The organism is Saccharothrix mutabilis subsp. mutabilis, from assembly GCF_039521145.1.
In the GTDB taxonomy this organism is placed as follows: domain Bacteria; phylum Actinomycetota; class Actinomycetes; order Mycobacteriales; family Pseudonocardiaceae; genus Actinosynnema; species Actinosynnema mutabilis.
In genome coordinates this window covers 1-15,219 of sequence record NZ_BAAABU010000033.1, presented here as the reverse complement: position 1 = coordinate 15,219, position 15,219 = coordinate 1, and the positions used below count along the sequence as shown (strand labels likewise).

Below are 15,219 nucleotides of genomic sequence, written 5' to 3'. Positions count from 1 at the left end.
GGCTCCTCCTCAGACTTCCGGTCCGTCCGCGGGCCGGTCACCCTCCACCGTCTCCCGCCGCTGGACCTCGATCGTCCAGTCCCCGGCCAACGCCGCCACAGCCGCGACCGCGGTCACGACCGGCGCGGCGACGGCGGCGACGACACCCGCGGTCACCGGGACCTCCATCACGGTGTGCCCCTTGGCGTCCTTGATGACCAGCCGCCGGACAGTGCCTTCGTGCAGGAGCTCCTTGACCTTCGCCACCAGCGCCTCACCGCGCAACCGGTGCACCTTCTCCTCGACTTGCTGCGACATGACAAATCCTCCTGTTCGACTGACGTGATCAGTGTCCGACCGGACCGACGACCACGACCGCAGCCGGAAGTCCCGCGACACCAGGGACTTTCGGGGCCTAGATGTCCCGTCGGCTCAGCAGGGCGGTCGCCGTCGCCGTCGCCGCCACCGTGAGGACCGCCGTCACCGCCAGCGCCGGCGCGTAGGACGACGGCGCGGCTCCGCGCAGCAAACCGTCCAGAGCGCCGACCAAGCGGCTGGGAAGCCATCGGCCGAACGTGCCGAGCGGTTCGAGCAGCGCGGCCAGCAGGAGGATGCCCAGGCTGGTGAGGGCCGTGCCGACGATGCCGCGCAGCACCGCCGCAGTCAGCGCGGTCAGGGCCACCGCGAACGCCAGGTACAGCGCCATGCACGCGACCCCCAGCACGGTGCGGCCCACGGGCGGTGCGCTCAGCAGGACCGCCGTTTCGTACCAGGCCGCCGCCGCGCCGAAAGCGAACGCCCCCACGCCGGCCGCCGCGTTCACCACGACCTTCGGCACCACCACCCGCCACAGGGCCGTCACCCGGGTCCGCAGGAACACGGCGCTGTCGCGTTGCGCGTCGAACGCCAGCGCCGCGGCGGCGACCAGCACGAGCACCAGCAATCCCAGCTGCACCGCGTTCTTGACGTACCCGGCCATGCCGTCGGCGGCCGTCGCGGGCGGCAGGACGACCTCCACCCCGCCGAAGCGGCGGATGATCTCCGGCAGGTAGCGGACCGAGATCGGGCCCACCAGGCCGAACAGCCCGTACACCGCGAGCAGCGCGACCAACCGGCGCGTCCGCACCAGGCGCAGCCACTCCAACCGCCACAGGTTCACCGGGTCAACTCCAGGAAGACGTCCTCCAGGTCGGCGCTGCGGCGGTCCACCCGCAGGACGTGCGCGCCGACGTCGGCGAGGACCCGGACCAGGTCGGTCTCGGCGTCGGCGGGCGCGGAGGTCTCCACGACCAACTCCTCGGCGCCGGTCCGCCGCACCGCGGCCACCCACGGGCGGGCGGACAACGCGGCCTCCACCGGTTCCAGCGGCGGCCGGCAGCGCACCACCCACGCGGGCGCGGCGCGCCCCACCAGCAAGTCGTCCAACGAGCCCTGGTGCAGCAGGCGGCCGTCGTCGAGCACGCCGACCCGGTCGCACACCTCCTGCACGTCCGCGAGCAGGTGCGTGGACAGCACCACGGTGGCCCGGCCGCCCAGGCGCGCGATCAGCTCCAGCACCTCCCGCCGTCCGGCGGGGTCCAGCGCGGAGCACGGTTCGTCCAGCAGCAGCAGTTCCGGATCGCCCACGACCGTGGCCGCGATGCCGAGCCGTTGCAGCATGCCGCGCGAATAGCCGCCGACGCGGCGGTGCGCGGCCCCGGTCAACCCCGCGTCCGCCAGCACCTCGGCGACGCGCCGGCCGGGCACCTCCGGCGCGGTGAGGGCACGGGCCAGGTCGACCACTTCGGACCCGGTCAGCCACGGGTCGAACCCGGGAGTGTCGGGCAGCACCGCCACCCGCCGCCGGTCGCACCCGAGGTCCACCGTGCCGCCGGTCGGCCGCCGCAGTCCCGCCAGGACCGCCAGCAACGTGGTCTTGCCCGCCCCGTTGGGCCCGACGAGCCCGTAGACGCTGCCGCGCGGCACGACCAGGTCCACCCCGGCCAGCGCCTCGTGCCGCCCGTACCGCTTGCGCAGCCCGGCGGTCGTCACCGCGTTCACCGGTCCCGCCGCCCGGCGAACAGGTAGACGATCCCGCCCAGCGGGATGGACAGCAGGCACACCAACGCCCACGCCCACTTCGGCAGCCCCCGCACGGGGTGGTGGGCGATGTCCCACCAGCACCAGCCCACCCACCCCAGCGCGAGCAGGACGACCGGCAGCAGCGCGGCGATCGGGATCTGTTCCACCGCCCCATCGCACCACCCGCCGGGTGACGCCGCCGGGGGCGGAAGTCCCCTCGCCCCGGGGCCGCAAGACCCGACCGGGGCGCGGCGTTCACCAAGCCCGACCGCCGGAACCACCCGGAACGACGAGCCGCGAACCGGCCCGCGAGGCCAACCCTGGACCACCCCGGCGGGTGGGGCACATGCTGGCGGCACCCCGTTGCGCGGGAGAGGCGCGGTGTTGGCAGGGAGCACCGCGCGCGTGGAAGGGGGCACCTCCGCACGTGGATGTCGCGCGTCCGACACACAGCACTCCGCGGCGCACCAGGAGTGCCCCCTTCCCGCCGCCCCCGCGAAGTCCGGGGAAAGCCCGCGCCCCACGCCCCTTGCCCGCCGTGGGCGGACGGCTGGCGCCCGCTGTGGGCGGACGGCTGGTGCCCGCTGTGGGCGGACGGCTGGCGCCCGCTGTGGGCGGACGGCCTTCGTCGGCCGTGCGCGGGCACCGCTCGTCGGCCGTGCGCGGGCGGCTTTCGTCGGCCGGCCGAGAGCCGCGGTCGTCGCGTGCGGACCTGTGCCGGAATGGCCGCTGCCCCGCGCGGTCGCCGTGCAGTACTGTCGCCGCCGGCCGAAGCCGTGGTGCCGCACCCGCTCTGGTCGGGAGCGGCCGTTCCGGTGCCGCCGGCGGAGGTCCTCGACGCAGTCCCTGCCCGACACGACCGTCTGACAGGATGGGTCGGCTATGCCGGACGACGACGACGCCGCCGACGAGCGGAGAGCCAGGCTGTGGACGTGGATCCGCGATCTCGCCGACCGGGACGGGTCAGCGGTCGCCGTGCGGCACGTGTGCGCGGTCGCCGTGGCGGTGCTGGGCGCGGCGGACGCGGTGGTCTACCAGGCCTCCACGGACGGGAGCTGCGAACCCGTCGCGGTCACCGGGTCGCTGGCCGACCGGGTCAGCGAGGCGGAGATCACCTTCGGCGAGGGCCCGGCGCTGGAGGCGATGGTCGACGAGCGCCTGGTGGTGGCGGCCGACCTGGAGGCCCGCAAGTGGCAGGTGTGGTGGCCGGTGTTCGCGCCGTTCGCCCTGGCCGAGGGCGTCCGCGGGGTCACCGCGTTCCCCATCGTCATGGGCGCGGTCGTGATCGGGGGGCTGGAGGCCTACCACCGCTCGCCGGTCGCGCCGGACCGCGAGCGGCTGGTCGACGGCCTGCTGCTGGCGGACGCGGCGCTGCTGGTGCTGCTGCGCGGCGACTTCGAGGGCACCGGTGACGACCCGTTCAGCGACGGGCTGGAAGCGCGCTGGGCGACGGTGCACCAGGCCACCGGCGCGGTGTCGGTGCAGCTGGGCACCGACCTGGCGACCGCCTTCGTGCGGTTGCGGGCGCACGCCTACCGCACCGGGCGGCGGCTGGGCGACGTCGCCGCGGACGTGGTGGCGCGCAGGGTGACCTTCAAACCGGAGTCGGGCCGGGAACCCGACGCCGAGGCGGAGCAGGGGTGATCGGGGTGTGGGAACGGCGGATGGTGCGCAGCCTCGTGGAGCTCGCGGACGTCCTGGTCGCCGGCGCGGACGTGATCGAGTTCCTCCAGGCGGTGACCGAGCACTGCGTCGCGGCGCTGGAGGCGGACGGGGCGGGCGTGCTGCTGGCCGACCACGGCGGCGCGCTGACCGTGCTCGCGGCCAGCGACGAGGGCGCGGCGCTGCACGGACTGCTCGACGCCCGGGACGGACCGGCCCGGGAGTGCTTCCAGCGCGGCGCGCCGGTGCGGTGGGACCCGACCGCGGACTCGTCGCGGTTCGCCGCGCTGGCCGGTGACGCGGGGTTCGGCGCGGCGTACGCGGCCCCCATGCGGCTGCGCGAGCTGACCGTGGGCGTGGTGACGGTGTTCCACCGCGCCGGGTCGCCCCACGGGCACACCGGCCGGTTGACCCAGTCCTTCGCCGACATGGCGAGCATCGGCATCCCGCACGTGCGGTCGCGGGAGCACCCGGACCTGGTGGCCGAGCAGGTGCGCACGGTGGTGCACGAGCGCGTCGTCGTGGAGCAGGCCAAGGGCGTGCTCGCGGAGCGCCGCGGCATCGACGTGGTCGAGGCGTTCGCGGAGCTGCGCGCGTGGGCCCGCCACCACCGGACCCAGGTCGTGGAGGTGGCGCGGGCGGTGCTGGCGAACGGCCCCGCGGTCGCGGACCTGGTCCACCGCCGCGACGGCTGACGCCGGCGTCACACCACCGGCCGGGGGAGGGCGCGGTCGCAGAGTTGTAGAGTTGAAGAAGTTTTCAACTCCACGACCGTCGGAGGTCCGGCGTGCCCCTCCCGCTGCACGAGGCCAAGGCCGAGTTCTTCCGCATCCTCGGGCACCCCGTGCGGATCAGGGTGCTGGAACTCCTCCAGGACGGCCCCACCCCGGTGCGCGACCTGCTGGCCGACATCGGGATCGAGGCGTCGAGCCTCTCGGCGCAGCTCGCGGTGCTGCGCCGCTCGGGCCTCGTGCAGGCCACCCGGGACGGCACGACCGTCGTGTACGCCCTGACCAGCGAGGACGTGGGCGAGCTGCTGCGGGTGGCGCGGAAGGTCCTGCGGGGCCTGCTGGCCGGGCAGAACGAGCTGCTGGCGATGCTGCGCGAGGAGGAACGGCCGTGACGGCGTTCCTGCCCGCCCGGGCGGACTGGGCCGGCGCGACCCGCCGCGACCTGCTCGCCGGGGTGACGGTCGCGGTCGTGGCGCTGCCCCTGGCCCTCGGGTTCGGCGTCGCCTCCGGGCTGGGCGCGGCCTCGGGCCTGGTCACGGCCGTCGTGGCGGGGGCGCTGGCGGCGGTGTTCGGGGGTTCGAGCCTCCAGGTGTCCGGGCCGACGGGCGCGATGACGGTGGTGCTGGTGCCGATCGTGGCCCGGTACGGCGTGGACGGCGTGCTGACCGTCGGGCTGCTCGCCGGTGTCCTGCTGGTGCTGTTGGCGGTGGCCCGCGCGGGGCGCTACATGCGGTACGTGCCCGTGCCGGTCGTGGAGGGGTTCACCATCGGCATCGCGGCGGTGATCGCGTTGCAGCAGGTGCCCGCCGCGCTGGGGGTTCCCGCGCCCGGCGAGGACCACGTGGTGCGGGCGGTCGGCGCGGCCGTCGCCGGGTTCGTCGCGGCGCCGCGGTGGGAGCCGGTGGCGTTGGCCGGCGGCGTGGCGCTGGTGGTGCTGGCGGGCGCGCGGTGGCGGCCGGGTGTGCCGTTCTCGCTGCCCGCGGTGGTCGTGGGCACGCTGGCCGCCCAGTGGCTGACCGTCGACCGCATCGGGGACCTGCCGGCGACGCTGCCGGCGCCGTCGCTGGCGTTCCTGGACCCGGGCGCGGTGTGGTCGCTGCTGCCCTCGGCGGTGGCGGTGGCCGCGCTGGCGGCGCTGGAGAGCCTGCTGTCCGCGGCGGTGGCCGACGGGATGAGCGTCAACCAGCGGCACGACCCGGATCGCGAGCTGTTCGGGCAGGGCCTGGCCAACCTGGTCGTGCCGCTGTTCGGCGGGGTGCCCGCCACGGCCGCCATCGCGCGCACCGCGGTCAACGTCCGCTCCGGCGCGACCTCGCGGCTGGCCGCGTCCACCCACGCGGTGGTGCTGCTGCTGATCGTCCTGGTGGCCGCGCCGTGGGTGGCCCGCGTGCCGCTGGCGGTGCTCGCGGGCGTCCTGCTCGCCACGGCGGTCCGGATGGTCGAGGTCGGCTCGGTGCGCGCGCTGGTGCGGTCGGGCCGTTCCGACGCGGCCGTGCTCGCGCTCACCGCCGTGGCGACGCTCGCGCTGGACCTGGTGACCGCGGTGATCGTCGGTCTGGTGCTGGCGGGGGTGTTCGCGCTGCGCGCGGTGTCGCGGACGGCGCGCCTGGAGGAGGTGCCGCTGGAACCGGGCGACCACCGGGAGGAGGAACGCGCGCTGCTCGCCCAGCACATCGTCGCCTACCGCCTGGACGGTCCGCTGCTGTTCGCCGCGGCCCACCGCTTCCTGCTGGAGCTGACCGAGGTCGCGCCGGTGTCGGTGGTGATCCTGCGGATGTCGAGGGTGTCGGCGATCGACGCCACCGGCGTGCACGTGCTGCGCGACGCCGTGCGGCGCCTGGAACACCGGGGCATCACGGTCCTGGTGTCCGGGGTGCGCGCGGAACACCAGCGGGCGCTGGGCGCGCTGGACGTGCGCGTGTTCGACCACACCCCGGACGCCATCGAGCACGCCCGCGCCCTGCTGGCCGAGCGCGACATCCTGCCCTGACAACGGGCGTCACGATCGCGGCTCGCGCGTCGCCGGCGTTCGCACGAGCAGCACCAACTGCACCACCAACGCGATCGGCCGAAGTGGTGATCACGGCCTCCCGGGTGTCACGCCGCCAGCCCGTGGGCGGCGAAGCGGGCGCGGGTCGCGTCGACCTGCGCCGGGGTCGGCGCGGGGGTGTCGGCGAGGGGGAACGGGATGCCCAGGGCGGCGTACTTGGGCGCGCCGAGCTTGTGGAACGGCAGCACGTCAACGCGTTCGACGCAGCCGAGCCCGGCGGCGAAGGACGCCACCCCCTCGACGTTGTCCGGGTCGTCGGTCAGGCCGGGCACCAGCACGAACCTCAGCCACACCGGCTTGCCCAGCTCGGCCAGCCGCACGGCGAAGTCCAGCGTCGGGGCCACGTCCACGCCGGTGAGCCGGCGGTGCAGCGCCCGGTCCCAGGACTTGATGTCCAGCAGCACCAGGTCGGTGTCGGCGAGCAGCGCGTCGGAGGCCCGCGCGCCCAGGTGGCCGGAGGTGTCCAGCGCGGTGTGCAGGCCCAGCCGCTTGACCTCGTGCAGCAGGTCGCCCACGAAGTGCTCCTGCAGCAGGGGTTCCCCGCCGCTGACGGTCACGCCGCCGCCGGCGACCTGGATGAACCGCCGGTACGGCTCGATCTCGGCGACCACGTCGGCGACCTCGACGCGCTTGCCGTGGCGTTCCCGCCACGACTCGGGGTTGTGGCAGTACAGGCAGCGCAGCGGGCACCCGGCCGTGAAGACCACGAACCGGGTGCCGGGGCCGTCCACCGCCGTGGCGATGTCCCAGGACAGGACCGACCCGGTGGTCACAGCGACCCGTGGAAGGTCCGGTTGAGCACGTCCAGTTGCTGCTCCCGGGTCAGTCGCACGAAGTTCACCGCGTACCCGGACACGCGGATCGTCAGCTGCGGGTGCTTCTCGGGGTGGGCCATCGCGTCCAGCAGGGTCTCCCGGTTGAGCACGTTGGCGTTGAGGTGGAAGCCGCCCGCGTCGGTGTAGGCGTCCAGCACGCCGACGAGGTTGTCCACCCGCTCCTCGGGCGAGCGGCCCAGCCCGTCGGGCGCGATGCTCGCGGTCAGCGAGATGCCGTCCAGGGCGTCGTCGTAGGGCAGCTTCGCCACCGACAGCGCGGCGGCCACCAGGCCGTGCCGGTCGCGGCCGTTCATCGGGTTCGCGCCGGGCGCGAACGGCTCCCCGGCGCGGCGGCCGTCCGGGGTGTTGCCGGTGTGCCGGCCGTAGACGATGTTGGAGGTGATGGTCAGCACGGACTGGGTGTGCCGGGCGCCGCGGTAGGCGGGGTAGCGGCGAACCAGCGCCATGAAGTCCTCGACCAGGCCCACGGCGATCGTGTCGGCGCGGTCGTCGTTGTTGCCGTAGCGCGGGAAGTCGCCCTCGACCACGTAGTCCACCGCCAGGCCCGAGTCGTCGCGCACCACCCGGACCCGGGCGTGCCGGATCGCCGAGAGGCTGTCGGCGACGACCGACAGACCCGCGATGCCGCAACCCAGCAACCGTTCCACCGGGTGGTCGTGCAACGCCATCTCGATGCGTTCGTAGGCGTACTTGTCGTGCATGTAGTGGATGACGTTCAACGCGTCCACGTACGTGCGCGCCAACCAGTCCAGCATCCGGTCGAACGCCGCGCGCACCTTGCCGTAGTCCAGGTACTCGCCGGTCACCGGCGGGTGCGCGGGGCCGACCTGCTCGCCGGTCACCTCGTCCCGGCCGCCGTTGATCGCGTACAGCAGCGCCTTCGCGAGGTTGACCCGGGCGCCGAAGTGCTGCATCTGCTCGCCGACCCGCATCGCCGACACGCAGCACGCGATGGCCGCGTCGTCACCGAAGCGCGGGCGGATCAGCTCGTCGTTCTCGTATTGGATCGAGCTGGTGTCCACCGACACCCGCGCGCAGAACCGCTTGAACCCGGCGGGCAGGCGCGGCGACCACAGCACGGTGAGGTTCGGCTCGGGCGCCGGGCCGAGGGTGTAGAGGGTGTTCAGGAACCGGAAGCTGGTGCGGGTGACCAGCGGCCGGCCGTCCGCGCCGAGGCCGCCGATGCTCTCGGTGACCCACGTCGGGTCGCCGGAGAACAGCTCGTCGTAGGCGGGGGTGCGCAGGAACCGCACGATCCGCAACTTGATCACCAGGTCGTCCACCAGTTCCTGCGCCCGCTCCTCGGTCAGGGCGCCGGCGTCGAGGTCGCGCTGGAGGTAGACGTCCAGGAAGGTCGAGGTGCGGCCCAGCGACATGGCGGCGCCGTTCTGCTCCTTCACCGCCGCCAGGTAGGCGTAGTACAGCCACTGCACCGCTTCGCGGGCGGTGCGGGCCGGCACGGAGATGTCGTCGCCGTAGCCCGCCGCCATCTCCTGGAGTTCCTCCAGCGCGCGGATCTGCTCTGCCAACTCCTCCCGGTCGCGGATGACGGCCTCGGTGGACCGCGCGTCGTCCAGCGCCGCGTGCTCCGCCCGCTTGGCCTCGACCAGCCGCGCCACCCCGTACAGCGGGACCCGGCGGTAGTCGCCGATGATCCGCCCGCGCCCGTAGGCGTCGGGCAGGCCGGTGACGACGCCGGCGCGGCGGGCGCGCAGGATCTCGGGGGTGTAGGCGTCGAACACGCCGTCGTTGTGGGTCTTGCGGTACTTGGTGAAGACCTCCCGCACGGCCGGGTCCAGCTCGTAGCCGTAGGCCTGGAGGCTGGTCTCCACCATGCGCAGGCCGCCGTTGGGCATGATCGCCCGCTTGAGCGGCGCGTCGGTCTGCAACCCGACGATGATCTCGTTGGCCCGGTCGAGGTACCCGGGGCGGTGGGAGGTGATCGAGGACGGGGTGTGCGCGTCCACGTCGAGCACGCCACGCCTGCGTTCCTCGGCGAACAACCCCGACAGGTCGCGCCACAACGCGCTGGTGCGGGTGGTGGGGCCGCTGAGGAAACCCGCGTCCCCCTCGTACGGGGTGTAGTTGTCCTGGATGAACCCCCGCACGTCGATGCGCTCCCGCCACCGCGTGCCGCGGAAGCCCTGCCACGCCTCGACGCGTTCTTCGACAGCGGTCACCGGGTCAGCACCACCTTCAGCGCGCCGGTGTCGCCGGCGCGGGCGAACACGTCGTACGCGGTGTCCATTTCGGACAGCGGGAAGTGGTGGGTGGCGAAACGGCTCGCGTCCAGGCGGCCGGTGGTCAGCATGCGCAGCAGGTCGGGCGTGGAGACGGTGTCCACCAGGCCGGTGGTGATGGTGATGTTCCGGATCCACAGGTCTTCCAGGTGCAGCGTGGCGGGCCGGCCGTGCACGCCGACGTTGGCCACCCGGCCGCCCGGCCGCACCAGCCGCGCGCACAGCTCGAAGGTCTCCGGCACGCCGACGGCCTCGATCGCCACGTCCGCGCCCAGCCCGCCGGTCAGCTCCGCGACCACACCGAGGGGGTCGTCGGTCGCGTTCACCACGACGTCCGCGCCGAACTGCTTGGCCGCCTCCAGCCGCGAGCCGGCCAGGTCCACGGCGACGATCCGGCCGGGGCTGTAGAGCTTCGCGGTCTCGATCGCGGCGAGGCCGATGGGGCCCGCGCCGACCACGACGACGGTCTGGCCCGGCTCGACGCGGCCGTTGCGCACACCCACCTCGTACGCGGTGGGCAGGATGTCGGACAGCATCACCGCGTCGGCGTCGGCCACGCCGTCGGGCAGCCGGTGCGTGGACAGGTCGGCGAACGGCACCCGCACGTACTCGGCGTGCGTGCCGTCCACCAGGTGCCCCAGCACCCACCCGCCGCCGCCCCGGCACTGCCCGTAGGACCCGGTGCGGCAGTACGCGCAGCGCCCGCAGCCGCTGATGCACGACACCAGCACCCGGTCACCCGGCTTGATCCCGGTGACGGCCGCGCCGACCCGCTCCACGACCCCGACCGCCTCGTGCCCGAGCACCCGGCCCGGCGCGACCTCGGGCACGTCGCCCTTGAGGATGTGCAGGTCCGTGCCGCAGATCGTGGCCGCCGTGACCCGCACGACGGCGTCCGTGGGCTCGACCAGCGCCGCGTCCGGCACGTCCTCCCACGACCGCTGCCCGGGACCGTGGAACACCATCGCCTTCATCGCGAACCTCCTCGCAGTGGTTTCCACCCCACCCTGCCCAGCGGCGGCCGACGGGAGCAGAGACCGAGGACCCCGCGGCGCGGCACGAAGGTCCCGACCGGGGCCGGGCCTTCGCCACTGCCCGCGCCGACCGGCCGGGACCAGGGTGGGAAGCGGAGGAAAGGGGTGTCCCATGGCACGAGCGCTGGTCGTCTACGAGTCGATGTTCGGCAACACCCGGGCCGTCGCCGAAGCGGTCGCACAGGGCCTGGCCGGGTTCGACGTCGAGGTGGTCGAGGTGTCGCAGGCGCCCGACACGCTGCCCGACGAGGTCGAGCTGCTGGTGGTCGGCGCGCCCACGCACGCCTTCAGCCTGAGCCGGCCCGGCACGCGCGCGTCCGCAGCCGAGCAGACCACCGGTCCGCTGGTGTCGCCGGGGCGCGGGGTCCGCGAATGGCTGGACGTGCTTTCGCACAACGCCAACCGCACGGTCGCGACCGCGTTCGACACCCGCGTGAAGGTCGGCATCCTGCCCGGGTCGGCGGCCAAGGTCATCGCGAAACGCCTGCGCAAGCTCGGTTTCCCGCTCACCACGCCGCCCAGGACGTTCTGGGTGACCGGAACCACCGGCCCGTTGCGCGAGCGGCAGCGGGACGAGGCGGTCGAGTGGGCGCGCGGCATCACCGCGGGGAGCAGGCGGTGAACCTCGCCGTCGAGGTCGTGGGGCTGCGCAAGGCGTTCGGCCGCACCGTGGCGCTCGACGGGCTCGACCTGGCCGTGCGGGAGGGCGAGGTCCACGGCCTGCTCGGCCCCAACGGCGCGGGCAAGACGACCGCGTTGCGCGTCCTGCTCGGGCTGCTGCGCGCCGACGCGGGCCGGCTCACGCTGCTCGGCGGCGACCCGTGGCGCGACGCCGTCGCCCTGCACCGCCGACTCGCCTACGTGCCCGGCGACGTGACGCTGTGGCCGACCCTGACCGGCGGCGAGATCATCGACCTGCTGGGCCGGCTGCGCGGCGGCCTGGACCGGGCCCGCCGGGACGAGCTGGTCGAGCGGTTCCACCTCGACCCGACCCGCAAGGCCCGCTCGTACTCCTCGGGCAACCGGCAGAAGGTCGCGCTGGTCGCGGCGCTGGCCTCCGACGCCGAACTGCTGGTCCTCGACGAACCCACCGCCGGGCTGGACCCGTTGATGCAGGCGGTGTTCGAGGACTGCGTCGCCGAACTGCGCCGCGACGGCCGGACCGTGCTGCTGAGCAGCCACGTGCTGGCCGAGGTGGAGAAGCTGTGCGACCGGGTGAGCATCATCCGGCAGGGCCGGGTGGTGGAGAGCGGGTCGCTGGCGGACCTGCGCCACCTGACCCGCACGTCGGTCGACGCCGACCTGGTGGCCCCGCCCAACGGCCTGGCCGCGCTGCCCTCGGTGCACGACCTGCGGGTGGACGGCACGCGCGTGCACTGCCAGGTCGACACCGACGACCTGGACGCCGTGCTGCGGCGGTTGACCCACGTCGGCGTGCGCGACCTGGTCTGCCGGCCGCCGACGCTGGAGGAGTTGTTCCTGCGGCACTACGAGGGAGCCGGGCGATGACCCCGGTGGCCGGCACTTGGCGGTTGGTGCGGCTGGCGCTGCGCCGGGACCGGGTCCTGCTGCCGGTGTGGATCACCGGGCTCGTCGTGCTGGCGGTGACGTCCGCGGCGGCCACCGAAGGGCTGTTCGCCGACCCGGAGTCGCTCGTGCGGGCCGCGGAGGCCATGAACGCCTCGCCGGCGATGGTCGCGGTCTACGGACGGATCCACGACACCGCGTCCTTGGGCGCGGTCGCGCTGCTCAAGGCGTTGAGCAGCGGTGCGGCGATGGTCGCGGTGTTCGCGATCACACTGGTGGTGCGGCACAGCCGCGCGGACGAGGAGTCCGGGCGGGGTGAGCTGGTCGGTTCGACGGTCGTCGGCCGCCTCGCGCCGTTGACCGCCGCGCTCGCCGTCGCCGGGGGAGCGGTGGTCGTGCTCGGGCTGGTGACCGCGCTCGGCGTGGCCGCGGCCGGGTTGCCGGTCGCCGGGTCCTTCGCGTTCGGCCTGGCCTGGGTGTGCATGGGCACGGCTTTCGCCGCCACGGCCGCCGTGACCGCCCAGTTGGCGCGTGGCGCGCGGGCGGCGACCGGGCTCGCGCTCGCCGCGCTGGGCGTGGCCTACCTGGTCCGGGCGGTGGGGGACGCCGTCGGCCCGGCGTGGCTGTCGTGGCTGTCGCCGTTGCACTGGGGCCACCAGGTGCGGCCGTTCGCCGGTGACCGCTGGTGGGTGGCCCTGGTCGCCCTCGGCTGCGCCGCCGCGCTGACCGCGGTGGCCTTCCGGCTCGCCGCGCGCCGCGACCTCGGCGCGGGCGTCCTGGCCGAACGCCACGGCCCGGCGCACGCCCACTTCCACGGCCCGCTGGGGTTGGCGTGGCGGTTGCAGCGCGGCGCCCTGGCCGCCTGGGCGGTCGGGTTCACGCTCTACGGGCTGCTGGTCGGCGGTGTCGCGTCGAGCCTGGGGGACATGCTCGACACCCCGGCCGCGCGGGAGGTGTTCACGCGGCTCGGCGGCGAGAAGGGGCTGTCCGACGCCGTGCTGACCGCCATGTTCGGCTTCCTGGGCGTGCTGGCCGCCGCTTACGGGATGCAGGCCGCGAAGCACCTCGACACCGAGGAGACCTCCGGCCGCCTGCACGCCCTGCTGGCCGCCCCGCTGGGCCGGACCCGGTGGGCGGCCGGTCACCTGGCCGTCGCCTTCGGCGGCGCCGCCGCCCTGCTGCTGTGCGCCGGCACGGCCACCGGCGCGGTCCGCGCGGCGCAGACCGGCGAGGCGTCGGTGTTCGGCGACGTGCTCACGGGTGTGCTCGTGCAGATCCCGGCCGCGTGGGTGCTGACCGGCCTGGTCGTCCTGGTCCACGGCTTGGCGCCCCGGGCCACCGCCGTCACGTGGGCGGTGTTCGCGGCACTGCTCCTGCTCGGCGAACTGGGCCCCTTGCTGGACCTGGACCACCGCCTGCTCAACCTCTCCCCGTTCACCCACGTCCCGGAGCCGCCGGTCACCGCCACCCCGCTGCTGTGGCTGACGACCGTCGCGGCCCTCCTCACCGCCGCCGGCCTCGCGGCCCTGCGCAGGCGCGACATCCGCTGAACCCCCGAACGTCGACGCAGTGCCCCGACCCGGCCGGAGGCCCCGACCGGGTCGGGATCGTCGCGCCGCCGCTCAGTCCGGTGCGCCGTTGAGGAGCAACAGGTCCTCGACCGCGCGTCGGGGTGTCGGCGGGACCGGGGCGCCGAAGCCGATGCGCAGCATGGTCTGCGGCAGGACCACCCCGCCCAGCGACCGCCGGACCTCGTCGCGCACCGGGCGCACCTCGATCGCCTGGGACAGGAACGACACCGACAACCCGAGCGTGGTCGCCGTCAGGAGGACCCGTTGCAGCGCCTTCCCGGCCCGCAGCTCGCCCACCGGGCCGTCGTAGAAGGAGCAGAGCACCGCCACGAGCGGGTCGTGCTCGTACTCCTGGCCGGGTGGCCGTTCGGCGGCTTGGAAGTCCCGCATGGCCCAGTCGTCCCGCAGCGCGGGTTTCAGGCCCGCCGACGCCGGGGGGACGCCGTCGGGCGACACCCGTTCGCCGGTCCACGCCGCGAGCTCCCGGCGAACGCCCTCGTCGGCGGTCTGGATGGCGTGCGCGCGGGCGGCGAGCCGCTGGAACCTCGCGCGCTCCTCGGGGTCGAGGACGAAGTGCAGCCACGCGCGCTCGCGTTCGGCGGCGCGGGCCAGGGCCGTGCGGTGGGTGACGGGGACCGGCTGGTCGCGGAACGGCGCGCGGTTGGACCGCCGCACGGGCACGGCCTCCCACAACGCCCTGGTCTCCGCGTCGAACGGGGTGCTCCAGCCCCGGCGCACGACGGCCAGCGCTCCGGGCGCGTCGGCGCCGGGCAGCAGCGAGACGATGGGCTGGACCCCGTGCCGGCGCAGGCCGAGCCTGAGGTTGAACAGCGCCGCGCCGCAGGACAGCCGCAGTTCGCGGTCCTCGGGGTCGGTCGCGGGCAGCCGGCGGTCCGGGTCGGGGTGCAGCTCGATGCGGTCGGGCGCGAGCCGGAACCGCCACGGCTGCGTGTTGTGCAGCGACGGCGCCAGTGAGGCGATGCGCAGCGCGTCCGCCACCTCCTCGCCCGTCAGCCCCAACGCGCCCGTCACCTTCCGCACCGCAGCCACGCCCGTTCCTCCCAGGTCAACGCGATGTGTCCACGGTGCGCCCGGCCGCGACGGTGATCACACGGTCGAAGGTCCCTTTTCGACAGGGTCTTCGGACTTTGCGGCCCCCGGTGATCGTGCGAGGCTGGTCCCATGACCGGAACGGAGGACCCCTCCCACAAGTTGCTGGGTGGTCTGCGCCTGGACGAGCTGTTGGACGAGGTCAGGGAGCGCCTGACGGAGATCGCCTCGACGCGGGACAAGATGCAGGGCCTGCTGGACGCCGTGCTGGCGGTCGGGGCGGGCCTGGAGCTGGATTCGACGTTGCAGCGGATCGTGCAGGCGGCGACGGAGCTGGTCGGCGCGCGGTACGGGGCGCTGGGGGTGCTCGGGCCCCGCGAGGGGCTGTCGGAGTTCGTCTACGTGGGGATCGACGCGGAGACGCGGTCGCGGATGGGGCACCTGCCGCAGGGCAAGGGCCTGCTCGGGCTGCTGATCA

15 protein-coding genes and 1 pseudogene are annotated in these 15,219 nt (G+C 74.5%); 8 read left to right on the top strand and 8 right to left on the bottom strand.

The window, feature by feature from the left end:
• Positions 1-9: 9 nt before the first annotated feature.
• The 4 genes from ABD126_RS36795 to ABD126_RS36780 all read right to left on the bottom strand — a co-directional run bounded on the left by ABD126_RS36795 (position 10) and on the right by ABD126_RS36780 (position 2,207).
• On the bottom strand, positions 10-297 hold the full coding sequence (locus tag ABD126_RS36795; RefSeq protein ID WP_343939937.1) for a DUF4342 domain-containing protein: 288 nt from the start codon (positions 295-297) through the stop codon (positions 10-12).
• 97 nt (positions 298-394) lie between these two features.
• Positions 395-1,138, bottom strand: a complete 744-nt coding sequence (locus ABD126_RS36790; RefSeq protein WP_343939935.1) for a hypothetical protein — start codon at positions 1,136-1,138, stop codon at positions 395-397.
• Positions 1,135-2,010, bottom strand: a complete 876-nt coding sequence (locus tag ABD126_RS36785) for an ABC transporter ATP-binding protein (RefSeq protein ID WP_343939933.1) — start codon at positions 2,008-2,010, stop codon at positions 1,135-1,137. The genes ABD126_RS36790 and ABD126_RS36785 overlap by 4 nt, the downstream gene beginning before the upstream one ends.
• Before the next feature lie 5 nt (positions 2,011-2,015).
• Entirely contained in the window at positions 2,016-2,207 is a 192-nt protein-coding gene (locus ABD126_RS36780) for a PLD nuclease N-terminal domain-containing protein (protein ID WP_343939931.1), read from the bottom strand.
• 715 nt (positions 2,208-2,922) lie between these two features.
• Here ABD126_RS36780 and ABD126_RS36775 point away from each other — a divergent pair.
• The 4 genes from ABD126_RS36775 to ABD126_RS36760 all read left to right on the top strand — a co-directional run bounded on the left by ABD126_RS36775 (position 2,923) and on the right by ABD126_RS36760 (position 6,423).
• Positions 2,923-3,684 carry an ANTAR domain-containing protein gene (locus ABD126_RS36775; protein ID WP_343939929.1) on the top strand — a complete coding sequence of 254 codons (762 nt, stop codon included), beginning with the start codon at positions 2,923-2,925 and terminating at the stop codon, positions 3,682-3,684.
• Positions 3,681-4,397, top strand: coding sequence for a GAF and ANTAR domain-containing protein (locus ABD126_RS36770; RefSeq protein ID WP_343939927.1), 717 nt, complete (start codon positions 3,681-3,683; stop codon positions 4,395-4,397). Before ABD126_RS36775 ends, ABD126_RS36770 begins: the two co-directional genes overlap by 4 nt.
• 92 nt (positions 4,398-4,489) lie before the next feature.
• Positions 4,490-4,825: an ArsR/SmtB family transcription factor gene (locus ABD126_RS36765; RefSeq protein ID WP_343939925.1), complete on the top strand. Its 336-nt coding sequence runs from the start codon at positions 4,490-4,492 to the stop codon at positions 4,823-4,825.
• Entirely contained in the window at positions 4,822-6,423 is a 1,602-nt protein-coding gene (locus tag ABD126_RS36760) for a SulP family inorganic anion transporter (RefSeq protein WP_343939923.1), read from the top strand. The genes ABD126_RS36765 and ABD126_RS36760 overlap by 4 nt, the downstream gene beginning before the upstream one ends.
• Before the next feature lie 107 nt (positions 6,424-6,530).
• Here the strand turns inward: ABD126_RS36760 and pflA are convergent, their stop codons facing one another.
• The 3 genes from pflA to ABD126_RS36745 are packed head-to-tail and all read right to left on the bottom strand — an operon-like array spanning position 6,531 to position 10,533.
• On the bottom strand, positions 6,531-7,256 hold the full coding sequence (gene pflA / locus ABD126_RS36755; RefSeq protein ID WP_343939921.1) for a pyruvate formate-lyase-activating protein: 726 nt from the start codon (positions 7,254-7,256) through the stop codon (positions 6,531-6,533).
• Positions 7,253-9,499, bottom strand: coding sequence for a formate C-acetyltransferase (gene pflB / locus ABD126_RS36750; RefSeq protein ID WP_343939919.1), 2,247 nt, complete (start codon positions 9,497-9,499; stop codon positions 7,253-7,255). Before pflB ends, pflA begins: the two co-directional genes overlap by 4 nt.
• Positions 9,496-10,533, bottom strand: a complete 1,038-nt coding sequence (locus ABD126_RS36745) for a zinc-dependent alcohol dehydrogenase family protein (RefSeq protein WP_343939917.1) — start codon at positions 10,531-10,533, stop codon at positions 9,496-9,498. The genes pflB and ABD126_RS36745 overlap by 4 nt, the downstream gene beginning before the upstream one ends.
• Positions 10,534-10,705: 172 nt before the next feature.
• Between ABD126_RS36745 and ABD126_RS36740 the strand changes: the two genes are divergently transcribed.
• Genes ABD126_RS36740 through ABD126_RS36730 form a run of 3 tightly spaced genes read left to right on the top strand, consistent with a single transcriptional unit; the run spans position 10,706 to position 13,670 of the window.
• Positions 10,706-11,215, top strand: coding sequence for a flavodoxin family protein (locus ABD126_RS36740; RefSeq protein ID WP_343939915.1), 510 nt, complete (start codon positions 10,706-10,708; stop codon positions 11,213-11,215).
• Complete coding sequence (locus tag ABD126_RS36735) at positions 11,212-12,102, top strand: ABC transporter ATP-binding protein (protein ID WP_343939913.1); 891 nt, start codon at positions 11,212-11,214, stop codon at positions 12,100-12,102. The genes ABD126_RS36740 and ABD126_RS36735 overlap by 4 nt, the downstream gene beginning before the upstream one ends.
• On the top strand, positions 12,099-13,670 hold the full coding sequence (locus ABD126_RS36730; protein ID WP_343939911.1) for an ABC transporter permease: 1,572 nt from the start codon (positions 12,099-12,101) through the stop codon (positions 13,668-13,670). The genes ABD126_RS36735 and ABD126_RS36730 overlap by 4 nt, the downstream gene beginning before the upstream one ends.
• 72 nt (positions 13,671-13,742) lie before the next feature.
• On the opposite strand, the gene ABD126_RS36725 is transcribed toward ABD126_RS36730, so the two are convergent.
• The gene (locus ABD126_RS36725) at positions 13,743-14,741 is read right to left on the bottom strand and encodes an Acg family FMN-binding oxidoreductase (protein WP_343939909.1); all 999 of its coding nucleotides are present in this window, start codon (positions 14,739-14,741) and stop codon (positions 13,743-13,745) included.
• Between the two features lie 132 nt (positions 14,742-14,873).
• On the opposite strand from ABD126_RS36725, the pseudogene ABD126_RS36720 reads away from it, so the two are divergent.
• Positions 14,874-15,219, top strand: a pseudogene (locus tag ABD126_RS36720) (histidine kinase); the annotation flags it as partial.